The following is a 22,360-nucleotide window of genomic DNA, read 5'->3' as shown; positions in this document are numbered from 1 at the left end:
CGCGCTCCGCCGCGCAAGCCTTCGCCGGACCCTCCGGCAGAACTAGTGTGCAACGAAAAGACCCGGTCAGGCAGAGGAGCCGCCTCCATGAGCGAGACACTGGAGAACTTGTACTCGGAGACGCGGCAGTTCCCGCCGCCAGCGGACCTGGCGGCAGACGCCAACGTCAAGGCAGAGGCGTACGAGGAAGCCGCGTCGGACCGGCTCGCGTTCTGGGCGCGTCAGGCCGAGAGGCTGACCTGGGCCAAGCCGTGGGACCAGATCCTGGACTGGTCCAACCCGCCGTTCGCCAAGTGGTTCGTCGGCGGCAAGCTGAACATCGCGTACAACTGCGTGGACCGGCACGTCGAGGCCGGCAACGGCGACAAGGTCGCGATCCACTGGGAGGGCGAGCCCGGTGACGAGCGTGCGGTCACGTACGCGGAGCTGCTGAAGCTGGTCAGCCAGGCCGCCAACACGCTGACCGACCTCGGCGTGACCGCCGGCGACCGCGTGATGATCTACATGCCGATGATCCCGGAGGCGGCGGTCGCGATGCTCGCCTGCGCCCGGATCGGCGCCACCCACAGCGTGGTGTTCGGCGGGTTCTCGGTGGACGCGCTCGCCACCCGGATCAAGGACGCCGCCGCCAAGGTCGTGATCACCTCCGACGGTGGGTACCGGCGGGGCAAGCCGTCGGCGCTCAAGCCGACCGTCGACGAGGCGGTGGCGCGCACCGAGGGCATCGAGCACGTGCTGGTCGTCCGGCGTACCGGTCAGGACGTCGAGTGGACCGACAAGGACAAGTGGTGGCACGAGACGGTCGAGCAGGCCAGCACGGAGCACCACGCGCAGGCGTTCGACTCCGAGCACCCGCTGTTCATCCTGTACACCTCCGGCACCACCGGTAAGCCGAAGGGCATCCTGCACACCACCGGTGGCTACCTGACCCAGGCCTCGTACACGCATCACGCCGTCTTCGACCTCAAGCCGGAGACCGACGTCTACTGGTGCACCGCCGACATCGGCTGGGTGACCGGGCACTCCTACATCGTCTACGGCCCGCTCTCCAACGGCGCGACCCAGGTGATGTACGAGGGCACGCCGGACACGCCGGACCGCGGCCGGTTCTGGCAGATCGTCGACAAGTACAAGGTGTCGATCCTCTACACCGCGCCGACGCTGATCCGCACCATGATGAAGTGGGGCGACGACATCCCCGCCAAGTACGACCTGTCGTCGCTGCGGGTCCTCGGCAGCGTCGGTGAGCCGATCAACCCCGAGGCCTGGATGTGGTACCGGGAGAACGTCGGCCGCGAGCGCACCCCGATCGTGGACACCTGGTGGCAGACCGAGACCGGCGCGATCATGATCTCGCCGCTGCCCGGCGTGACCGCGACCAAGCCCGGTTCGGCCATGACCCCGCTGCCCGGCATCACCGCCGACGTGGTGGACGACCAGGCGCAGTCGGTGCCGAACGGCGGTGGCGGCTTCCTCGTCCTGCGCGACCCGTGGCCGTCGATGCTGCGCACGATCTGGGGCGACGACGAGCGGTTCCTGGAGACGTACTGGTCGCGCTTCGGCGCCGGCTCCGGCCAGGGCTCCTCGGACGAGTGGATCTACTTCGCCGGTGACGGGTCCAAGAAGGACGACGACGGCGCACTCTGGCTGCTCGGCCGGGTCGACGACGTCATGCTGGTCTCCGGCCACAACATCTCGACCACCGAGGTGGAGTCGGCGCTGGTGTCGCACCCGGCGGTGGCCGAGGCGGCCGTGGTCGGCGCGACCGACCCGACCACCGGGCAGGCGATCGTCGCGTTCACCATTCCGCGCGGCAATGTGGTCACCGACGGCGAGGCCGGCGAACAACTGATCAAGGATCTTCGCAACCACGTCGCGAAGACGCTCGGCCCGATCGCGAAGCCGCGTCAGATCATGCTGGTTCCGGAACTGCCGAAGACCCGGTCCGGAAAGATCATGCGGCGGCTGCTGCGTGACGTCGCCGAGAACCGCTCGCTGGGCGACGTGACCACGCTGCAGGACTCCGCCGTTATGGATCTCATCTCGTCCGGCCTGAAGACCGGAAAAGCCGAAGACTGACGATCTTCTATAAGAGCTGGCGGCGCCCTTGTGCCGCCAGCTCTTTGCCGTCTATGCCGGTTTCGGTGTTATGCCATGGTCATATCACGTAACTGTTGTTCATCAATCTGTCTGCCGTCTCGCACCCATCGGTTCGTTTGCATACGTTCACCTACAGTCCCGAACCCCGGGGCCGTTTGACGCCGGCGCGCTGCACACAGCGCCCGGCCGCATAAACGGAGGTAAACGTAGTGCGCAAGGTGGTCGTGGGACTGCTCGGCGCCGCAATGGTCACCACCGTCGGAACCGCGGTTCCGGCAGCGGCCCTCGCGGCACCGCCGTCAGATCCGGCGCCGGCGGCTCAGGTCGAGCAGGCGGCGCCGATCGATGACCTGCCAAACCCGCTGGAGGACAAACGCCGGGCGCTGCGTGAGCAGGCTGTCTCGGAGGTCGTCAGCGGCAAGGCCCAGGTCGAGACCCGAAACGGCAGCAAGGTCGTCAATCTGGGCAAGACGTACGGCAACGGGGGCTTCGGCCACCCGGGCAAGAACCAGTACGTCGAGCTCGCCCGGGAGCAGACCGACCGGATCTTCGTGATCCTGGCCGAGTTCGGCAATGAGCGGCACCCCGATTTCCCGGACAAGGACACCACGGCGGCGTTCGCCGGACCCGCGACCTTCGAGGGCCCGCTGCACAACGCCATCCCGGAACCGGACCGCAAGGTGGACAACTCCACCATCTGGCAGAAGGACTACTCGGCCGACTACTACCGGAAGCTCTACTTCGGCACCGGTAAGGACACCGAGTCGGTCAAGACCTACTACGAGACCCAGTCGTCCGGGCGTTACAGCGTCGACGGCGAGGTCACCGACTGGGTGAAGGTCCAGTACAACGAGGGGCGGTACGGCCGCTCCAACGACAACCCGGCCGAGAACGGTGACGACCCGGCGGTCTGCGCCAGCAGCAACTGCCAGAACGTCTGGGCCCTGGTGCGCGACGCCGCCAACCAGTGGGTCGCCGACCAGAAGGCCCGTGGCCTGTCGGACGCCGAGATCGCCGCTGACATGAAGTCGTTCGACAAGTACGACCGCTACGACTTCGACGGCGACGGCAACTTCAACGAGTCCGACGGCTACATCGACCACTTCCAGATCGTCCACTCCGGCGGCGACCAGGCCGACGGTGACCCGTGGCAGGGCGAGGACGCCATCTGGAGCCACCGGTGGTACGCGTACGTCACCGACGCCGGTCGCACCGGCCCGTCCGGCAACCTGCTCGGCGGCACCCAGATCGGCAGCACCGGCATCTGGATCGGTGACTACACCGTCCAGCCGGAGAACGGCGGCCTGAGCGTCTTCGTCCACGAGTACGGCCACGACCTCGGCCTGCCGGACGACTACGACACCAGCGGCCTCGGCGACAACAACAGCGAGTACTGGACGCTGATGGCGCAGAGCCGGCTCGGCGCGAAGAAGGACCAGGGCATCGGTACCCGCCCCGGCGACCTCGGCGCGTGGAACAAGCTGCAGCTGGGCTGGCTGAACTACCAGGCCGTCGACGCGGGTGACAAGAAGATCGTCAACCTCGGGCCGCAGGAGTACAACACCTCGAAGAAGCAGGCCATCGTGGTCAACCTCCCGGACAAGGAGGTCACCCGTGACCTGGGTGCGCCGTTCGCGGGCACCAAGCAGTTCTTCTCGGGCAACGCCGACGACCTGAACACCTCGCTGTCGAAGTCGATCGACCTCACCGGGAAGTCGTCCGCGAGCGTCTCGCTCAAGGGCCGCTACTCGATCGAGATCGACTACGACTACCTGTACGCCGAGGCGTCCACGGACGGCGGGGCGAACTGGACCAAGCTGGACGGCACCGTCGCCGGTGCTCCGTTCATCAAGGACGGCAGCAACAACCCGGCGGTCAGCGGCACGTCCGGTGGCGCGTGGGTCGACATCAACGTTCCGCTCAACGCGTACGCGGGTCAGAAGATCGACTTCCGCCTGCACTACGTGACCGACGGTGGTGTCTCCGAGGGCGGCTTCTTCGGTGACGACCTGACCGTCACGGCGGACGGCGTGGCGTCGGTGGACGGCGCCGAGGGCACCTCGACGTGGACCCTCGACGGCTGGACCATCGTCGGCGCGACCACGACCGACCTCTTCCCGAACTACTACATCGCCGGTTACCGGAGCTACACCTCGTACGACAAGTACCTGGAGACCGGGCCGTACAACTTCGGGTGGGCCAACACCAAGCCGGACTGGGTGGAGCACTACAACTACCAGACCGGTCTGCTCGTCTCGTACTGGGACACCTCGCAGGCGGACAACAACACCAACGTCCACCCCGGTGAGGGTCGCAACCTGTACATCGACGCGCACCCGAAGCCGATGCTCAACCCGACCGGTGTTCCGTGGCGGTCCCGTGTCCAGGTCTACGACGCTCCGTTCAGCCTCTACCCCACCGACGGGATGACGCTGCACCTGAACGGCGCTTCGTCGGTCATCAAGGGCCAGTGGGGCGACCCGATCTTCAACGACAAGGACAAGTACTTCTACGAGGAGCTGCCGAACCACGGCGTCAAGCTCCCCGCGGTCGGTGTCAAGATCGCAGTGCTGACCCAGCTCGGCACCTCGATGACTGTCGCGGTCTACTGACGCGACAACCCGCACCACAGCGGCGCCCGGGGAGTCTCTCCCCGGGCGCCGTCCCACTTCAGGGAACCGTCGCGGGCCGTCATTCGTCCCATCTCATACGTCTTGCGCGGGAAGGATGAACAGATGCGCGATTCCGCCACGTTCCGGATCGGCCTGGTCATGGCCGCGGGTGCCGTCCTCGCCGGCTGCGCCGGCACCACGGGGTCCTCCACCGCGACACCGACCGACTCCGCCACGGCCGCCTCGTCGGCACCTGTCCTGGAGTCCAGCCCGTCCGCGCCCTCCACGGTGCCGACGTCGCCCGCGCCCACCACGGTCTACACCTCACCACCCGCGTCCGGGCTCCCCACGCTCACGAAGCCGACCAAGCCGCCCCGGGAGCCCACCGACAACCTGCCCAGCACCGGCTGGGTCGCCGGAATGGTCACCCGTGGGGGTAAAGGTCCCTGCTACGGCCTCGTCGCCGACGACGGCACGCAGTACGCGCTGTACTCCACCGCCGGCACCGAGCTCACCAAGGGCGACCGGGTCAAGGTGAACCTGGAGACCACGTTGCTGCGCATCTACTGCGGCCCGGGGAAGCTGATGTCGATGGTCGAGGCCCAGAAGATCCAATGATCACAGTCGGGCTCCGCTTCGCCGGTGCCCGACTTCCCGCGTGACAACGACACATAGGCTGACGACATGGGCGGTCGGGTGGACGAGTCGGTGGTGTTGACGGAGGGGCCGTGGAGCCACCGCTTCGTCGGCGCCAACGGGAGCCGGTTCCACGTCGCGGAGGTGGGCACCGGCCCGCTCGTTCTGTTCCTGCACGGCTTTCCCGAGTTCTGGTGGGCCTGGCACGACATCATGCTCCGCGTCGCCGACGCGGGCTTCCGGGCCGCCGCAATCGACCTGCGCGGCTACGGCGCCAGTGACAAGCCGCCCCGCGGCTACGACGGGTACACGATGGCCGCCGACGTCACCGGCTTGATCCGGGCCCTCGGCGAGCGGTCGGCGACGGTGGTCGGCGCGGGCGCCGGCGGCATGATCGGCTGGGCGGCCGCCTCCTTCCACCCGAAACTGGTCAACCGCCTCGTGGTGCTCGGCGCGGCACACCCGCTGCGGCTGCGCGCGGCCCTCTTCGCCGACCCGCGTGGCCAGCTCTCCGCGTCCTCGACGGTCCTGCGCTTCCAGGTGCCCCGCTTCGAGCACGTCCTCACCCGCGACGACGCCGCTCTCGTGGGCGAGCTGATGACTCAGTGGAGCAGCCCACGGTGGGCCGTGACGCCCGAGTTCGGTGATTACTCCGGGCGCTGCCGGCAGGCCATGCAGATCCCGCAGGCGGCCTTCTGCGCCCTGGAGGCGTACCGGTGGGTGGCCCGCAGCGCGCTCCGGCTCCAGGGCTACCGGTTCGTCAAGCTGATGCAGAGGCCGTCCGGCGTGCCGACGCTGCAACTGCACGGCGAGCTGGACACCGCGGTGCTCCCCCGGACCGCACAGGGCTCCGGCCGATACGTGACCGCGCCGTACGAATGGCGCCTCATCCCCGAGGCGGGACACTTCCTGCACCAGGAAGCCCCGGACGTGGTCACCGGCGAAATCCTCCGCTGGCTCAAGACGCCGTCCTGATAAGTCGCTTATTGATCACTTAAGTGATCTTTAAGTGGACCCCGCCCGCGCCCTCGGTTCTCGTAAGGTCTTCTTCGGCCAGCCGGGCGCCCCAACGCCCGGCCGGCAGGCAGGTAACGGAAGACCGCTCGCCGATCCCCCCACCACGGCGCCCCGATTTCGGCACCTGCCCTACGCCGCTCCGATTTCTCCGATCCCCGGTCGGAGCGGACGGTTGCCCCGGGCCCCACCGGGCAAACGAAAAGGCTCCCCGTCACGCCACGGGGAGCCTTTCGCTTGTCTTCACCGCCTTGCGGCGGCCCTGCCGCCCTGGGGCACTGCCGACCTGCCGACCTGCCGCCGTGGGGCACCGCCGCCGTGGGGCACCGCCGCCGCGAGGCACTGCCGGCCTGGGGCACCGCCGCCTGGGGCACTGCCGGCCTGGGGCACTGCCGGTCCGCCGCCTTGCCGGTCCGCCGCCTTGCGGCCCTGCCCCCTGGCCTGTTGCGTTGCCGCCCTGCCGGCCTGTTGCCTTCAGACGCGGTGCTCGTACCGGTCGTGCACCTCGTGAGCCGGCGCCCAGCCCTGGTAGACGCCGTAGTCGAACTCCTCGAGGCCCAGGTGGCGGGCCACCGGAGCACGGCCACCCGTGTACTCCAGGCGCAACCAGCTGTCCGCCTCCGCGAGGACGACGAACGGCTCACCGCGCCAGGTGCAGATCGTCCGGACATAAGCGATTTCGTCGTACTCCTCCGGCTCCAGCACCCGGACGTAACGCCCCGGCTTGACCTCCTGGAAGCCCTCGGCCGGGCTGCTCGCATAGATGCGCACCCGATCCCCGTCGGGCGCCGCGTCGTACTCCCGGCCCTGCCAGGTCACCACGTAGCCGTCACGCATCACTGCTCACCCACCCGGCGCCACAGCGGCCCGTCCGCGTCGAAGATCGCCATCATCCGCTCGTTGCCGTCGGCGTCGATGCGCCACAGCTGAGCGCCGTGCGGGAGCCGGACAGTGTCCACCTTGAACTCGGCGATGACGTCGTTGCCCTCACCGGGCGCGAAGCCGTTGCCACGGAACGGCGGCCGCTCGATCACCCAGCCGTCCATCGCCCGCAGCGCCTGCTCGTTCTGCCCGCCGTAGGGAATTCGGTACAGACTCGGCCGGTAAGCCGGCCACCGCAGCACGAACGCCTCCTTGACGTCCGGCTGGAACGGCGACGAGTCATAGTTGAGCCCCAGAGCCCCGAACAGCTCGCTCGGCGTCCGCAGATGCTCGACCTCCGAGGCCCGGTGCACGAACCCGGCCACCCGGTCGTACCCACGGTCCAGGTAGTAATCGACCTGCTCGGCGGAGATGGTCTTCTGCATGACCGTCGCCTGCTGAGCCTCGTCGCTGGCCGGTTCCGGCGCCGGCACCGGAGCGGCCAGATCGTCGGCGACCGGCCCGTCGGCAGGCTCCGCCCCGAGACCCGCCTCGGTGGCCCAGTTGGCCAGCGCGATGATCTGCGCACCCGGGTACTTCGCACCAACCGGCGTCCCCGGGTTGACCGCAAATGACCATGCCGGGTCGGGCCAGTTCCGAATCAGCTCATAGAAGCGGACCCCGACCGTCCGAGTCGGCTCGCCGAAGTGCTCGGAGAGCCGGTCCTTGCTGGTGAAGACGATCAGGAAACGCTCGCCCTCGACCTCCTCGGGCAGGAACGCGAAGCCCGACTCGCCCGGCGAACTACCCGGCCGCGAGTGGTTGGCGACCGGCACGAGCACGTTCGCCAGCAGCAGCGTGGAGAGGAAGACGTCGGTGTTACCCGCGTCGGCGGCCTCCCGCAGATCCCGCTCCACGTCGTTGGCCGGAACAAAGTCCGCCGCGACCTGTTCCCGCTGCGGCGCACCACCCGACAAAGTCCGCGACCCGGTAGCCGACCCGGCGACACCGAGACCGGACGAGGCGGCAGCCCCGTACCCACTCTGCGCCAACGGCAGAGCCTGCGTGGCAAACGCGTTGGAACCGAGCGACGGGTTCGCATAGGCCGCAGCCGGGCTACCCTGCGGCGGCATCCCAGGAATCGGCGGAGCCGGCGGCGCACTGTACCCAGCCACCACCCCAAACCCCGAAGCCGAACCACCAGGAACCGCGGACCCGAAGCCCGGAGCCGGACTACCAGGTGTCGGGGAGCCGAAGTTCGAAGCCGGACTTCCAGGAGCCGAGGACCCGAAGTTCGGAGCCGGACTGCCAGGAGCCGACGAGCCGAAACTCGGAGCCGGACTGCCAGGAGCCGACGAGCCGAAACTCGGAGCCGGGCTACCCGGAACCGGGGAACCAAAACTGGGTGCCGGGCTGGCCGAAACCGGACTGTAGCCGGGTCCGGCGTATCCGGAGGCCGGGCCGCCCGACGTCGGGCTGTCGGCGCCAAACCCGGACGACGAGGTCGGCGGCGGGTAGCCGGCGGGCGCCGGATAGCCCGGGCCCGAACTGGAAGCCGGGTAACCGGGCGCCGGAGCACCCGAGACCGGCGGGGTCATGCCGCGGTCGATGCCGGGCGCGCCCGGGATGACGGGCGGCAGCAGAGCGGGCCTGACCGGCGACTCCTCGCCCCCGACCGGGTGCGGCTGGATCGACGGCGGAGGCCCAGACGGCCCGAACCGATCCGACGGCGGAGGCCCGGACGGGTTGAACCGGTCCGACGGCGGTGCCGGTTCGGTAGGCGGCTGGCGGTTGGCGCCGAGCGCCTGAGCAGCGGCCGCCATCGAGGTAGGCCGCTCCGAGTCCGACGGCACCTGCCGCCGAGGCAGCGCGTTGCCGGGGCCGCCCTGCGCGCCACCACCCTGCGCACCACCCCCGTGCGCAGCCAGCGCCTGCGGAGAAGCCGGCCCCTGCGGGAACGACGAAGAAGCAGCAGACCCGGGCACCGATCCAAACCCCGACGCCGAAGCCGCAGCAGAACCCGGCGCCGATCCAAACCCCGACGCCGCCGCAGAACCCGGCGCCGAACCGAACCCGGGTGAGGAGGCCGGCGCGGCACCCGGCGAGGAGCCGAAGCCCGGGCCGGACGCGGGCGCGCCGTTGCCAGCCGACTTAACCGGGACGAACCCAGGCATGCTGGACATCTGCCCCGCACCCGATGACTGGCCAGGCTGACGGCGCGGCAGGGCCTCCCTGGCGGGAGTCGCCGGCGCCGGCGCGGCAGCAGCGGGAGGAGCCGGGGTGGCACCGCTGGGGGCCGCCCAGTTCGGCGTGAAGGGCGTCTCGGCCGGGTCATAGGGCTTGACGTGTTCGGGCACGGGCGGCGTGTTGGCCATCGGGGTACGAACCGGCAGCGGCGCCTTCAGGTCCTGCATCGGCCCGCGCGGGTCGTCGTCGGACCGGAACGGCGTCCCGGCCTTGTCCCAGCCCGGCGTAGCCGATCCCGCACCAGCGCCACCAAACCCGGCACCTGCGCCACCGAACCCAGCGCCCGGTCCCGCACCGGCGGCACCGAACCCAGTGCCCGGTCCCGCACCAGCGGCACCGAACCCAGCGCCCGAACTCGCACCGGCGGCACCAGCCCCGGCGCCCGAGCCGGGACGGCCCGGAGCCGGCCCGCCCGAAGACGGTGCCGCACCGGGCGGAGGTCCGAAGTCACGCGGAATCGCCGGAGGCTGATAGCCCGCCGGCGGCTCATCAGGCGCAGGCGGGGACGACCACGACGGCAGCCCACCCGAACCCGCCGGCGGCAAACCCGGTGCAGACGCGGCCGAACCCGGAGCGGAAGTAGGAGTCCTGGTCGGCAGCCCACTCGGCGCCGGCACTCCAGGCGCCCGAACCGGCAGCCCACCGGGCCCGACCGGCGGCTGGAACCCGCCCTGCCCACCGGGCCCACCCGGACCCTGCGGCCCACCCGGACCGCCGAACCCGCCAGAGCCGGGGCCACCAGAGCCGAAGCCGCCAGTGCCGGGCCCACTAGTGCCGGGGCCGCCAGAGCCGGGGCCACCAGAGCCGGGGCCACCACCGAAGCCAGGCTGAATTCCGCCCGGGCCGTGCGACATCCCGCCTGGACCGCGCGAAGGAGGGCCGCCGGGGACAGCCGGGGCGAAGCCGGTGCCCGGTCCGGAGGCCGGGGGTGCGCTCATCGGGGACGACGGGGCGCCGACCGGAGGAATGGGTGCGACCGCCGGGGCGATCGGCTGACCAGGTGCCGGGCCACGGCCGGCGCTGGCCGCCAGGGGTGACGGTGCGCCCGCGCGGTCGTAGGTCGGGCCGCCGGGTGCGTCGCCGTTGCGGCTCGCGGCCAGCGCCGCGGCGCCGATTTCCTGGATCTTGGAGCCGCCCTGGGCCTCACGTCCCGGGCCGCGGGTCGGCAGGCGCAGGTCGCCCCGGGCCAGCTGCGCGACGAACCAGGCGGGCAGGTATCCCTCGATGGGCAGGCCGGGGTTGACCGCCAGCCACCATTCGAGGTTCGGCCAGGTGTTGGCTAACTCCGCATATGGCACTCTGCGGGATGAACCGGTGTAATCGGACAGACAGGAGCGCAGCGCCTCCTGCGAGGTGAACGCCAGTACATGCGTTCGCCCACCGGTGCTCCATGTTCCCCAGCCGAGCGGTGCCAGGCCGGCGAGAGCCTCGGCCGAGACTGGTAACAGGAGGTCGACACCAGCGAGAATGCGGAAGTAGGACTCCTGGTCATCGGTGCGCAACGCATCGCGCATCGCAACCTCGGCGTCCGTAGCCGGTTCCCACTCGGACACGTCCACCTCTCCCCACGCGTGCCAACGAGCCAACTCAACGCGTATAACCTACAAGGTCAGGCCGTAATCACAATGGGCGGCGGCGTGCTGACAGTCGAGTCGCATGAACAGCTCACCCAACGCGAGATCTCACAGGCCCCGCGGACGGCTCCTGATCGCTTTCCGCGATCATCTGACAACTGATGGTAGCCGTGGATTTCGGCCTGGCCATTACGCGAACGGGCGACCCCGCATCCGACAAAACGGACCACCCGGCCACCCGCCCGGCGTCATCGGAACCGCTGAGTGGCCGCCCGCTCGGTCTCGGCGTAGTCCTGAACCGAGTCGTCCAGCGCGACCCTGATCTGACGCAGGATGCTCTGCAGGTCCTCGGAGGCCGCGCGCCAGGACGACTGTCGCTGCGAATACGCCTCGCGCGCCGCACCCACCCACGTCGCCACCAGCGGGCCCGCGTCGCGCTCCAATTGATCGAGCTGCACCCGCAACGTCGCCAGGGCCTTGTCGATGTCGGCACTCGCCTGCCGCAGCGCGCCGAACCTGACCAGCAGAAGACCGTCGTTCATGATTTCTCCCCGTGTCTCAGAGGGGCAGCGTGTAGGTGCCGGCGGCCCGCGCGACGCGAGCGGCGGCCTCGGTGTCGGTGACCTGGTAGCTCGCGCCCGCCGAACGGATCGCCTCGGCCGTCTCCGCGAGCGCCTGGTTGAGGCGCTTGAGATCCGCCGCATATTGCACCCGGACCTGCTCGAACGCCGTGGCGCCGAGGCCTCGCCAAGCACCGTTGAGGACCGACAACTCGGTCATCAAGGTATTCAGCATGCTCTGCAGTGCGACATTCGCCTGATCGAATTTCCCCGCGGTGCTCGCCATCACCGCGGCTTCGGCCTGTGTCTGCGCCATCCGGAAGTCACCCCTCTCCCGTGCCGGATCCGATGTGGATTCGGCCGACCCATCGACGCGAGTCATTTCGGGCGACGGTAACGGCCCGATTACTCGACGCGGTAGTGCCGCATCACAGCCTGTGGATAACCCCGATCCTGTGGATAACTCGAATACCGCGTCGGCACTGCCATACGATGACTGTCGATGCCCGCTCAGCGGACGGGGGATCAGTGATGAGAGCCCGATCAGCCGCTGTCCTGAATAGACAGCGCTTCGGCGTACGCATGAATCAAATCGTCCTCACCCAGGCCGCATTAGCCCTCCTGCTCGCCGGTGCCGCTCTCGGCGGCGCACCGCTCCTCCTCACCGCGCTCTGCACCGTGCTCGTCATCGCTCTGACCTGGGCCCGCGCCCACGGACGCTGGGTGTTCCGCTGGCTCGCCGCCTATCTGCGCTTCGCCGTCCGCCGCCGCGCCGCACGGATCAGCTCGCCCGCCGCAGTCCTGACCTTCGCCGCGCCCCGCACGCTCGTGTCCACGATTGATCTGGCCGGCACCCCCACCGCGGTGCTCACCGACGAGCTCGGGCTCACGATCCTCGTCGAGTTGACCGAGCCGACCACCGAGCTGCCACCGCTACGAACGCTCCTGACCGACAACGATCAGCCTCCGACGAGGCTTCAGCTGGTGCTGACGGGCGTTTCCGCGCACCGCGGCCCCGGTCCGGTCGCCGGTTCCTACCGGGAGATCGGCGGCGGTCTCGCCCAGCTCAGCGCCGTGTTGGCCTATCGCGTCCTCCGGGCCGACGGCTGGTCCAGCGACGATCTCCGGCGCACGCTGACGACGCGGGCACGCCGGCTGGTGCGGCGCCTTCAGCCATGGGCGCCGCGGCCTTTGGACAAAGCTTCAGGGGTACGAGTGATCGCACACCTGGCACAGGCCGACACCACCCCGGTGGCGCGCGAGTTCTGGCCGGGTGTCCGCCTCGGCGGCCTCCTGCAGGCGACGTTCCAGTGCACTCCGAGTCCCGGCGCCACCCTCCCCTCGCACCTCATCCCCCACCTGTTGCTCCTGCCCGCCACCGCGACCACCCTGACCGTGACCACCGATCTCTCCCCCGGCGGCACAACCTCCCTGATGATCCGGCTCGCCGCACCCGGCGCCACCGCGCTCACCAACGCCGCCCAGTTGCTCCGGAACCACCTGGCACCCCTCAGCATCGACGTCCAGCGGTGGGACGGTGCGCATCTGCCCGGCCTAGCCGCAACCCTGCCCCTGGCCCTGAGTCCCGACGTGGACGATTCCCTCCCCGACTTCGCGATTCCACCCGTACCCGCGGGCCTGCTGGTGGGACGAAACCGGCAGGGCGAACCCGCACCCGTCCCCTTCTTCCGTCCAGACCCGACACTCGCCCTCGTGGCCGGCGGCCTGGCCTGCGCACAAATGCTGACCTTCCGGGCACTGGCCACCGGCGCGCGGGTGACCGTACGCAGCAACCGCACCTCGTCCTGGTCCGCCTTCACCCGCGCGACCGGCAACGCGATCACCGTCCTACCGCCCGGCCGCCCGGTGAACGCGTCACCCGGCTCCCCGCTCCACCCGACCCTCGTCGTCCTCGACACCGGCACCGCACCGGCACTGCCCGCCGGCACAGCCGAGGCCCCGGCAGAGAAGGATCCGGTGACGATCTGGCCCGGACTCACCGAGACGTCGTCAACGCCACCTCCACGCCCGAGGCCACTCAGCGCCCCGGCGCCCGACCCGGATGATCGATGGCGGACAACCCTGGTCGTCCGCGACACTCTCGCCGAGACCGATCTCCGCACCGCGACCAGTGCCGACCTCCTCATCCTGCAGCCGTTGAGCACCGCCGAGGCGGACCTCCTCGGCGAAGCTCTCCAACTCGGCGAGACCGCGACCCTGCTGACCCGGATGCGGCCCGCGATGGTCGCGATGGTGAGCCGGAGCACGGTCCGCTGGGCGGCCCTGGCCCCGACACCGACGGAGAAGGCGCTGATCGGCGACCTGACTCGGCCATCGCTGAGCGATAAGTCTCGATATGACTGATTTTCCGGCGACGGGTGGATGAAGATCGCGGAGTGTCGTACCCGCAGGTGGTCCGGCCGTGGCACCATGCCTGGCCATGGGCATCCTCATCCGGCTGGCGATTACAGCCGTCTCACTGTGGATCGCGACCCTGGTGATCGACGGAATCGACCTCACCGCTGACTCCGCTGCCGGCAAGGCCGGCACGCTGCTGGCGGTCGCGGTGATCTTCGGTCTCGTCAACGCGATCCTGCGGCCGATCATCAAGCTGCTCGGTTGCGGCCTCTACGTCCTCACGCTCGGGCTGATCGCGCTCGTCGTCAACGGCCTGCTCTTCATGCTCACGAGCTGGATCGCCGGCGAACTCGACCTCGGCTTCCACGTGGACGGTTTCTGGCCCTCCGCGGTTCTGGGCGCGCTGCTGGTCGGTGTCGTCAGCTGGCTGCTCAACATGCTGGTCCCGGACGGCGACAACTGACCGTCGAAGCAAGTGGTGGGGGCGTCCTTCGGGGCGCCCCCGCCGTCTTTGCCGGAAATGCAGGCCACCTGGCCGGAATTGGCCTCGTGAGCTAACACATATGCAAGGACCGCTCTCCCACCCTGGCCTTACGGTGGTGGGCATGAGCGACGAGCGGCGTGGATATGTGTATGGCCTCACCGCGTACACTATGTGGGGTTTCTTCCCGATCTACTTCAAGCTGCTCCAGCCGTCCCCAGCGCTGGAGATCCTCTCCCACCGGATCCTCTGGTCCGTGGTGTTCGTCGCCCTTCTCCTCACCGCCATGCGCAACTGGCGTTTCCTCAGCCGGCTGATCCGCACCCCGCGCAAGCTCGGTGGCGCCGCGGTGGCCGCCGTGCTGATCGGCGTCAACTGGGGCACCTACATCTACGCGGTCAACTCCTCGCGGGTGGTGGAGACCGCGCTGGGCTACTTCATCACTCCGCTGGTCGTCGTGCTGCTCGGCGTCTTCGTGCTGCGTGAACGCCTGCGAACCTGGCAGTGGGTCGCGGTCGGTGTCGGCGCACTCGCCGTCGCCATCCTCACGGTCGACTACGGGCGGCTGCCGTACATCGCACTGACTCTTGCTGCCTCGTTCGGCTGCTACGGACTGATCAAGAAGCGCATGTCGCTGCCGCCGGCGGAGGGGCTGTTCGTCGAGTCGGCGGTGCTGGCGGTGCCCGCGCTGGCGTACCTCACCTGGTTGAACATCGACGGCGGCGCGCAGTTCGGGCACGTCTCGGCCACGCACACCGCTCTGATGCTCTTCGCCGGCGTCGCCACCGCCGTTCCGCTGCTGCTGTTCGCCGGCGCGGCCAACCGGGTGCCGCTGGTCGGTCTCGGCATCCTGCAGTACGTGGCGCCGATCATCCAGCTCGCGGTCGGTGTGCTGCTGTACCACGAGCCGATGCCGCCGGCCCGACTCGCCGGGTTCGGGCTGGTGTGGATCGCGCTGGTCATCTTCACCGTCGACGGCATTCGCAGCGCCCGTGCCCGCATCACGGCCAGGGAACGTGCGGCGGCCGACGCGACGGCCGCCACCGCCGGATCGGCCGCCGCCGCCCTGCCCTCCCGCTGACCGCGGGAGGAACCTCAGTTACCCGACGAGAAGCCCGGCAGGTCGTACGCCAACATCGCCTTGCCGTCGAAGCGGACGACCTCCAGGCGGGCCAGACTGCCCTCACCGAAGTGTGTGGCGCCCGGCATCTTGAACGTGGTCCCCGGCTGCGCGAGCCACGAGCCGAGCTGTTCCTTCTGCTCGTCCGGCCCGTACGCCATCAGCCGGAACGTGTACGCCATGTCCGCCGACTTGCTATACGAACAGACCATCTCGACGTTCGTCCCGCCCGCCGTGCTCGTCAGCCGCACCGTTGCGGTGATCGGCGAGACGTCGTCCACCGGCGTCATCGCGACCGCGGGTCCGGGCGGCGGTGCCACCGGCGCGTTGCGATCCATGCTCCACGCCACGACGCCGCCACCGATGAGAAGAACCAGCACCGCCGCGACGGCAGTGCTGAGCACGCGGATCGGGAACGCCTTCACCCTTGGTCGGCGACGCGGATGCGGGTGCGGGTGGGAATGAGGGTGAGGATGGGGGTACGGCGCGGCGGGCGAGCTGAGACTGGGATCCAGCAGCCGCGCGAACTCTTCCGCGTCGAGCCGATCGAGCATGTCCGGGACCCGGGACAGGTCGGCCACGGCCTCTCTGCAGAACGAACAGGTCGCCAGGTGGCTCTCGTACGCGGCCCGTTCCCCCGGCGACAGCGCGCCGAGGACATAGGCGGCGTCGTCGTGCCCGTCCTCGCACCGCATGCGTACCGCCTCCAGCCGGCTCGTTCGTCCCGGTCTGTGGTACGCGGCTTAGGACTGTAAGGTTCAACGATTCCTTAACGGTCCTCGTCAAAACGTGGCGGCCTCGATGCGGAGAGCCACGGTCCATCAAGCGGTCGCCGACTCACCCCCGGACAGCGCCTCCGCGACGTTGCGCGCGGCGGCCGTGAGCTTGGCTCGGACCACTCGTGCCGAGGTCAGCATCTCGGCGGCGGGCATCGAACAGGCCAGCACCAGACGGCGTTCCATGTCCCGATCGGCGACGACGACCACGGCGGCCGAGGCGAGCCCTTGCCGGAACTGTCCCATCTCGATCTGCATGCCCCGCCGCTCGCCGGCGGCCAGATCGGCCTCGAGCGCCTCGGGCGTGGTCAGCGTCGCCGGGGTGAACGCGCGCATGCCGAAGTCCCGCAGGTACCTCGAGCGCTGGTCCGGGGTCAGCGTGGCGAGCAGAGCCTTGCCGAGCGCCGTTGCGTGTCCGCCCTCGTCGAAACCGGGTGCGATGTCGTCGAGGAACGGCGACCGGGCGCCCTCCGCCGAGGCGGTCACGGCGATCCGGCCGCCGACGAACCGGCCCAGGTAATGGCTGTAGCCGGTGTCGAGAGCGGCACGTCGCAGCGCCTCGCCGACAGCGGGTGGACCACGGAACGCGGAGACCAGCTCCCGGTATCGATCGGCGATCTCGAGTCCGACGATGTACGTGCCGTCCTCCCGGCGGATCACGTAGCCCTCGTAGGCCAGGGTCCGCACCAGGTGATACGTCGTCGCGACCGTCAACTCGCACCGCCGGGCGATCTGCTTCACGGTGAGTCCGCGCGGTGCACGTCCGACCGACTCCAGCACGCGCAGGGCACGCGACACGCTCCGGATGAGATCTGACGGCTCCGCTAGGGGGTCACGCACAGCTACCTCCGAGGCCAGGGACTTACACCATATGAAGAAACGTTCGTGGGGGGAATGCCAAAAGCATGTGGATCACGATCGATTTACACAGCGGGTGTGATCGATGGAACTGTCCGCAGCCGTGCGAGGGCTCGATGACTTAGTCTGCGTGCGATGCCAGAGCGCCGAAATCAGCCAGTTGTAACCGGTTTCACCAGGGTGAATGCGAGACGGGCCACGGTCGGGGCGCTCGCCGCGACGATTGCTGTTTCGATACCGGTCTTCCTTCTCGGCGGCCTGGCCGTCCAGATCGGCGACGAACTCGATTTCTCCCCGGCCGGCCTCGGTCTGGCGGTCTCCGCCTACTTCGGAGCGAGCGCGCTCGCCTCGCTGCCGGCCGGCGCTCTGGTCGAGCGTTACGGCGCGACACGCATCGCCCGTGCCGGCATCGCCATCGCCGCGGCCGCCCTCCTCGGCGTCGCGGTCGCGGCACACTCGCTCTGGTCGCTGATCGCCGTCCTGGTCCTCGGCGCGGGCGCCAACGCGATGGGACAGCTCGCCGGGAACACCAGCCTGTCACGGCACGTGCCGGTACGACGGCAGGGCCTGACCTTCGGCATCAAGCAGGCCGCCATCCCGATCGCCACGCTGCTCGCCGGCGCCGCGGTCCCGGCGGTGGCGCTGACCCTCGGCTGGCGCTGGGCGTTCGCGCTGGCCGGCGTGCTCGCCGCGGCCGCCATTCCGCTCGTGCCCGCCGAGGCCCGGCAGCCACGCAAGCCGCGGGAGGCGGGACAGGCCACCGGCGCGCTGGCGGTCATCGGCGTCGCCGGCACCCTCGCTTCCGGCTCGGCGAACGCGCTCGGCACGTTCCTGGTCAGCTCCGCCGTGGAGCGGGGCATCGAACCCGGCACCGCGGGCCTGGCCCTCACGCTCGGCGGCGCGGTCTGCGTGCTGGCCCGGATCGCCGGCGGCTGGCAGGCCGACCTGCGCCCGGACCGGCAGGTGGGCGTCATCGCCAGGCTGCTCGCCTGCGGAGCGGTCGGGCTGCTGCTCCTCTCGGTACCCGAGGTGCCGCTGGTCGTGGGCGTGGTGCTGGGCTTCGGCTTCGGCTGGTCCTGGCCGGGACTGGTGAACTTCGCCGTCGTGCGGATGCACCCGCGGGCACCGGCGGCGGCCACGTCGATCACGCAGACCGGCATCTACGCCGGCGGATGCCTGGGCCCGCTCGGGCTGGGCGCACTCGCGGCCGCGGCGGGATACCCGGCGATGTGGACGGCGGGAGCGATCGCGATGGTCACCGCCGGCGGCCTGATGCTGCTGGGCAACCGCCTCCTGAAACGCCACGCACCCACACCGTGAGCCGACTGGGAAAGCCACGCCGGTCAGCGCGCAGAGAACCGCCCCAGTCAGCCCGCCGCAAACCGGCGGCCCGCTCAGCGTGCCGCAACCGGCGGCCCGGCAGGTGCGCGGGAAACGGCGGCCCGGCGGGCGCGCGGGAAACGGCGGCCCGGCGGGCGCGCGGGGAGCGGCGCTCAGCCGGTCCGGTCGGCGATGACGTCGCAGAGGGCTTCCATCGCGCGGCGTGGCTCGCCCTCGGGGAGGGGTGCCAGCCGCGACCGGGCCTCCTCGGCGTAGGTCCGGACGGTCTCCCGTGCGCGCTTCATCGCCGCAGACTCGCGCAGGAGTGTCAGCGCCTCGGCGTGCAACGCGTCGTCGGTGATCGGGCCGGCTGCCAGCAGCTCGCGCAAGCGCACCGCGGAGGCGTCGGTGTCGTCGCCGGCCAGTGCGTAGAGCACCGGCAGGGTCGGCACGCCCTCGCGGAGGTCCGTCCCGGGGGTCTTGCCGGACTGAACTGATTCGGACGCGATGTCGAGGAGGTCGTCGGAGAGCTGGAACGCGATGCCGATGGTCTCGCCGTAGCCGGCGAGTGCCTCCACGTGCTCCGGGCGGGCACCGGAGAAGAGACCGCCGAAGCGCACCGCGGTGGCGATCAGGGACGCCGTCTTCTCGGTGATGACGTGCAGGTGGTGATCGATCGGGTCGGTGCCGCGCGGGCCCACCGTCTCGGCGATCTGGCCGTGCACCAGGCGGGCGAACGTCTGCGCCTGCAGGTGCACCGCCTCGGTGCCGAGTTTGGCGGCCAGGTCGGCGGCCTGCGCGAAGAGGTAGTCACCGACGAGGATGGCCACCGAGTTGCCCCAGCGCGCGTTGGCACTCGGCGCACCGCGCCGGACGGCGGCCTCGTCCATCACGTCGTCGTGGTAGAGCGTGGCCAGGTGCGTCAGCTCAATCACATTCGCCGCATCGACGATCTCCGGCGCGGTCGGATCGCCGAACTGGGCGCCGAGCGCGACCAGCAGCGGGCGGAAGCGCTTGCCCCCGGCCTCGGCGAGATGGCGTGCGGCCTCGGCCACGAGAGGGTCGGCGCTGGCCAGATGGCCGCGCAGCGCGTCCTCCACAGCGGCCAGAGTCGCCGACACCGACGCGTCCATGGCCGGATCGACGTCGAGGCCCAGCGACGACAGCGCCAGATCGGGCAGTGCCGACTCGTGCGGGGTCAGATCACCGGTGCTCACCACGCTTTCACGATGCCATACCGGTGTGACGGTTTAAGTGCCAGGGTGGAGCGCAACAAGATCAAAGACCGCTGCCCCGGCGGACGGCGGCGCGGAGGGCGCGGTACTCCGACCACGGGACCGCCGGGCGGGGCCACTCACGGCGCCGCAGATAGGCCTTTGTCGCGGCCTGGGTGGCCCGGAGGATGCGCAGCTGATCGAGGGCGCTGCCGTTGTGCTTGGCGCCGGGCTCGACGAGCCGCTCGGGCCGCAACAGCCAGCCCCGCTCGTCGGAGACCAGACGGCCGCGCACGCTCGCGTTGTAGAGGTTCCACAGCTTCTCGTCGTGCCGGTGCACCAGCAGGCTCGCCGGTCCGGCGGCGACCGGCACGTCGTCCGGCACCGCGAGCCGGAAGCCCTCGTCCTCCGCGCTCGCCGTCGTCCGCAGCAGGACCGGCGCGCCGGACTCGTCCACCGCGGTCAACACGACCGACGCGAAGTCCGCGAGCACGGCCGCACCCAGGAGCTCACCGGCCGCGTCGGTGGCGGACGGCTCGGGCAGGGGACGCTGCACGACCTCGGTGGGAGTCACCGTGATGAGCAGCCGCATATAGTAGAAATCGGTCATCAGCGTCACCGGCCAGTCCAGGTACGACTGCGAGTGCGGCTGCCGTTCCAGCAGTCGCCGCCAGAGCGTTTCCAGGTCGCCGGTGGGCGTGACGTGGACCTCGTCGAGGCAGATGGCGTTTCCGCGTACCAAAATCTGGTTGGGCTGCTTCAGACCGCTCGCCGTGGGGTCGGAGAAAAGCAGTGCCACGCGCTGGTCCCGACGGACGTTGAACGCCTTCTGCGGGTAACCCAGGGACGTCGTGAGCAGGATCGTCCCGTCCTTGCGCACGATGCCGGACGTCGGCCAGGCGACGGGTGCACCGCTCTTCGTCAGGGTCGCGAACTCGCAGGTCCGGTACGCCTCGATCGTGTCGACGAGGGTGGATCCGGCAGGCAGAAGATCAGACACGGCGGTGATCTTAGATGGACATCATTGACGTTCCGTTACACGACGCGAGCCCCGACCGAGGCCGGGGCTCGCGAGGTCGATCGAGATGTCAGCGGATGAAGTTCGATGCTTCCTGAGTCAGGTCGATCAGCGGGGCCGGAGCCACACCGAGGGCCACCGTGACGATCACACCGAGGCCGAGGACGGCCGAGGTGAGGAAGCCCGGGATGGAGACGGCCGGAGTCGACTCGCCCGGCTCGGAGAGCCACATCAGCACGACGACCCGCAGGTACGGGAACGCCAGCAGCATGCTGGTGATCACGCCGAACACCACGAGCCAGCCCTGACCGCCCTCGACCGCCGCACCGAAGACCGCGAACTTGCTGGTGAAGCCGCTGGTCAGCGGAATGCCGGCGAAGGCGAGCAGGATGAACGTGAAGACACCCGCCAGCAGCGGGCTCTTCCGGCCGATGCCGGCCCACCGGGAGAGGTGGGTGGCCTCACCGTCCGCGTCGCGCACCAGGCTGATGACGGCGAACGCCGCCAGCACCGAGAACCCGTAGGCGACGAGGTAGAACATCGTGCTGCTCAGGCCCTCCTCGTTGAGCGCGAGCACGCCGACCATGAGATACCCGGCGTTCGCGACCGAGGAGTACGCCAGCAGGCGCTTCAGGTCGGTCTGGGTGACCGCCAGAACCGCGCCGACGAACATGGTCAGCACCGCGATCGTGCCGAGCACCGGCTGGAAGTCCCAGCGAACGCCCTCGAACGCCACGTAGAGCACCCGCAGCAGGGCGCCGAACGCGGCCACCTTCGTGCAGGCCGCCATGAACGCGGTGACCGGGGTCGGCGCGCCCTGGTAGACGTCCGGGGTCCAGACGTGGAACGGGGCGAGCGCCGCCTTGAACAGCAGCCCGATCGAGAGCAGCCCGAGTCCGGCGTAGAGCAGGACCTGGCTCTTCTGCGGGTTGGCGACCGCGGCGTGCACCTCGCCGAGCTGGATACCGCCGGCGAAGCCGTAGAGGAAGGCCACACCGAACAGGAAGAACGCGGAGGCGTACGAGCCGAGCAGGAAGTACTTGAGCGCCGCCTCCTGGCTGAGCAGACGCCGCCGGCGGGCCAGCGCGCAGAGCAGGTAGAGCGGGAGCGAGAAGACCTCCAGCGCCACGAACATGGTGAGCAGGTCGTTCGCCGCGACGAACAGCAGCATGCCGCCCAGGGCGAACAGGCTCAGCGGGTACACCTCGGTGGCGCCCGGCTGGCCGGCCGCCTGCTGAACGTCCTTCTTCGACCCGACCGTGATGGCCGCCTGCGGGACGAAGGCGCCACCCTTCTCGATCGTCCGCTCGCCGATCAGCAGCAGCGACACACCGCCGAGGACCAGGATCGCGCCCTGCAGGAACAGGGTCGGCCCGTCGACGGCGACCGCGTTGCCGATGGTCTTGATGTGCGTGCCGCGCGCCATGATGACGGCGACCAGCGACGCGACGACCGCAACCAGGGACACGCTGAGCTGTACGGCGTTGCGCGCCCTGCGCGGCACGGCGACCTCGAGCACGACGCCGACGCAGGCCGCACCGAGAAGGATCAGCATGGGAAGCAGCGCCCCGTAGTCGATCGGGGGCAGCTGCAGTGTCAACTCTTCCATGG

The 22,360-nt window shown here is 69.9% G+C and carries 17 protein-coding genes; 8 read left to right on the top strand and 9 right to left on the bottom strand.

Annotated features, from left to right (window positions below):
* Positions 1-87: 87 nt before the first annotated feature.
* From acs to AB0M02_RS37320, 4 genes are all read left to right on the top strand, one after another.
* Entirely contained in the window at positions 88-2,079 is a 1,992-nt protein-coding gene (acs, locus tag AB0M02_RS37335) for an acetate--CoA ligase (protein WP_364235911.1), read from the top strand.
* A 245-nt stretch (positions 2,080-2,324) separates the two neighbouring features.
* A complete protein-coding gene (locus tag AB0M02_RS37330) occupies positions 2,325-4,712 on the top strand; it encodes an immune inhibitor A domain-containing protein (protein WP_364235995.1) in 2,388 nt (795 codons plus the stop codon).
* 123 nt (positions 4,713-4,835) lie between these two features.
* A complete protein-coding gene (locus AB0M02_RS37325; RefSeq protein WP_364235908.1) occupies positions 4,836-5,330 on the top strand; it encodes a hypothetical protein in 495 nt (164 codons plus the stop codon).
* A gap of 66 nt (positions 5,331-5,396) precedes the next feature.
* Positions 5,397-6,323: an alpha/beta hydrolase gene (locus AB0M02_RS37320; RefSeq protein WP_364235905.1), complete on the top strand. Its 927-nt coding sequence runs from the start codon at positions 5,397-5,399 to the stop codon at positions 6,321-6,323.
* 513 nt (positions 6,324-6,836) lie between these two features.
* On the opposite strand, the gene AB0M02_RS37315 is transcribed toward AB0M02_RS37320, so the two are convergent.
* From AB0M02_RS37315 to AB0M02_RS37300, 4 genes are all read right to left on the bottom strand, one after another.
* Positions 6,837-7,202, bottom strand: coding sequence for a hypothetical protein (locus AB0M02_RS37315; protein ID WP_364235903.1), 366 nt, complete (start codon positions 7,200-7,202; stop codon positions 6,837-6,839).
* A complete protein-coding gene (locus tag AB0M02_RS37310; RefSeq protein ID WP_364235900.1) occupies positions 7,199-8,356 on the bottom strand; it encodes an SseB family protein in 1,158 nt (385 codons plus the stop codon). The genes AB0M02_RS37315 and AB0M02_RS37310 overlap by 4 nt, the downstream gene beginning before the upstream one ends.
* Before the next feature lie 2,936 nt (positions 8,357-11,292).
* Positions 11,293-11,586 carry a WXG100 family type VII secretion target gene (locus AB0M02_RS37305; protein ID WP_364235898.1) on the bottom strand — a complete coding sequence of 98 codons (294 nt, stop codon included), beginning with the start codon at positions 11,584-11,586 and terminating at the stop codon, positions 11,293-11,295.
* A 16-nt stretch (positions 11,587-11,602) separates the two neighbouring features.
* Positions 11,603-11,920: a WXG100 family type VII secretion target gene (locus AB0M02_RS37300; protein WP_364235895.1), complete on the bottom strand. Its 318-nt coding sequence runs from the start codon at positions 11,918-11,920 to the stop codon at positions 11,603-11,605.
* Between the two features lie 215 nt (positions 11,921-12,135).
* On the opposite strand from AB0M02_RS37300, the gene AB0M02_RS37295 reads away from it, so the two are divergent.
* From AB0M02_RS37295 to rarD, 3 genes are all read left to right on the top strand, one after another.
* A complete protein-coding gene (locus AB0M02_RS37295; protein WP_364235892.1) occupies positions 12,136-13,968 on the top strand; it encodes a type VII secretion protein EccE in 1,833 nt (610 codons plus the stop codon).
* 76 nt (positions 13,969-14,044) lie between these two features.
* Positions 14,045-14,425, top strand: a complete 381-nt coding sequence (locus AB0M02_RS37290) for a phage holin family protein (protein WP_364235890.1) — start codon at positions 14,045-14,047, stop codon at positions 14,423-14,425.
* A gap of 142 nt (positions 14,426-14,567) precedes the next feature.
* Positions 14,568-15,524 carry an EamA family transporter RarD gene (gene rarD, locus AB0M02_RS37285; RefSeq protein ID WP_364235888.1) on the top strand — a complete coding sequence of 319 codons (957 nt, stop codon included), beginning with the start codon at positions 14,568-14,570 and terminating at the stop codon, positions 15,522-15,524.
* A gap of 14 nt (positions 15,525-15,538) precedes the next feature.
* Here rarD and AB0M02_RS37280 read toward each other — a convergent pair whose 3' ends face one another.
* Both AB0M02_RS37280 and AB0M02_RS37275 read right to left on the bottom strand, forming a co-directional pair.
* On the bottom strand, positions 15,539-16,258 hold the full coding sequence (locus AB0M02_RS37280) for a zf-HC2 domain-containing protein (RefSeq protein ID WP_364235886.1): 720 nt from the start codon (positions 16,256-16,258) through the stop codon (positions 15,539-15,541).
* A 126-nt stretch (positions 16,259-16,384) separates the two neighbouring features.
* Positions 16,385-17,179, bottom strand: coding sequence for an IclR family transcriptional regulator C-terminal domain-containing protein (locus AB0M02_RS37275; RefSeq protein ID WP_364235883.1), 795 nt, complete (start codon positions 17,177-17,179; stop codon positions 16,385-16,387).
* A 198-nt stretch (positions 17,180-17,377) separates the two neighbouring features.
* Between AB0M02_RS37275 and AB0M02_RS37270 the strand changes: the two genes are divergently transcribed.
* The gene (locus AB0M02_RS37270) at positions 17,378-18,517 is read left to right on the top strand and encodes an MFS transporter (protein ID WP_364235880.1); all 1,140 of its coding nucleotides are present in this window, start codon (positions 17,378-17,380) and stop codon (positions 18,515-18,517) included.
* A 173-nt stretch (positions 18,518-18,690) separates the two neighbouring features.
* Here AB0M02_RS37270 and AB0M02_RS37265 read toward each other — a convergent pair whose 3' ends face one another.
* From AB0M02_RS37265 to nuoN, 3 genes are all read right to left on the bottom strand, one after another.
* Positions 18,691-19,650, bottom strand: a complete 960-nt coding sequence (locus AB0M02_RS37265; protein ID WP_364235993.1) for a polyprenyl synthetase family protein — start codon at positions 19,648-19,650, stop codon at positions 18,691-18,693.
* Between the two features lie 145 nt (positions 19,651-19,795).
* On the bottom strand, positions 19,796-20,731 hold the full coding sequence (locus AB0M02_RS37260) for a pyridoxamine 5'-phosphate oxidase family protein (protein ID WP_364235879.1): 936 nt from the start codon (positions 20,729-20,731) through the stop codon (positions 19,796-19,798).
* 88 nt (positions 20,732-20,819) lie between these two features.
* Entirely contained in the window at positions 20,820-22,358 is a 1,539-nt protein-coding gene (gene nuoN / locus AB0M02_RS37255; RefSeq protein WP_364235877.1) for an NADH-quinone oxidoreductase subunit NuoN, read from the bottom strand.
* Positions 22,359-22,360 lie beyond the last annotated feature (2 nt).

It is taken from the genome of Actinoplanes sp. NPDC051861, assembly GCF_040681145.1.
GTDB lineage: Bacteria > Actinomycetota > Actinomycetes > Mycobacteriales > Micromonosporaceae > Actinoplanes.
This window is presented reverse-complemented; position numbering and strand designations above follow the sequence as displayed.

What these genes read in the sequence shown, in the direction of transcription:
- acs (WP_364235911.1), top strand. Translation starts at nt 88, where the DNA reads ATGAGCGAGACACTGGAGAACTTGTACTCGGAGACGCGGCAGTTCCCG.
- AB0M02_RS37325 (WP_364235908.1), top strand. Translation starts at nt 4,836, where the DNA reads ATGCGCGATTCCGCCACGTTCCGGATCGGCCTGGTCATGGCCGCGGGT.
- AB0M02_RS37320 (WP_364235905.1), top strand. Translation starts at nt 5,397, where the DNA reads ATGGGCGGTCGGGTGGACGAGTCGGTGGTGTTGACGGAGGGGCCGTGG.
- AB0M02_RS37310 (WP_364235900.1), bottom strand. Translation starts at nt 8,356, where the DNA reads ATGCCGCCGCAGGGTAGCCCGGCTGCGGCCTATGCGAACCCGTCGCTC.
- AB0M02_RS37305 (WP_364235898.1), bottom strand. Translation starts at nt 11,586, where the DNA reads ATGAACGACGGTCTTCTGCTGGTCAGGTTCGGCGCGCTGCGGCAGGCG.
- AB0M02_RS37300 (WP_364235895.1), bottom strand. Translation starts at nt 11,920, where the DNA reads ATGGCGCAGACACAGGCCGAAGCCGCGGTGATGGCGAGCACCGCGGGG.
- AB0M02_RS37295 (WP_364235892.1), top strand. Translation starts at nt 12,136, where the DNA reads ATGAGAGCCCGATCAGCCGCTGTCCTGAATAGACAGCGCTTCGGCGTA.
- AB0M02_RS37290 (WP_364235890.1), top strand. Translation starts at nt 14,045, where the DNA reads ATGGGCATCCTCATCCGGCTGGCGATTACAGCCGTCTCACTGTGGATC.
- rarD (WP_364235888.1), top strand. Translation starts at nt 14,568, where the DNA reads ATGAGCGACGAGCGGCGTGGATATGTGTATGGCCTCACCGCGTACACT.
- AB0M02_RS37280 (WP_364235886.1), bottom strand. Translation starts at nt 16,258, where the DNA reads ATGCGGTGCGAGGACGGGCACGACGACGCCGCCTATGTCCTCGGCGCG.
- AB0M02_RS37265 (WP_364235993.1), bottom strand. Translation starts at nt 19,650, where the DNA reads ATGGACGCGTCGGTGTCGGCGACTCTGGCCGCTGTGGAGGACGCGCTG.
- nuoN (WP_364235877.1), bottom strand. Translation starts at nt 22,358, where the DNA reads ATGGAAGAGTTGACACTGCAGCTGCCCCCGATCGACTACGGGGCGCTG.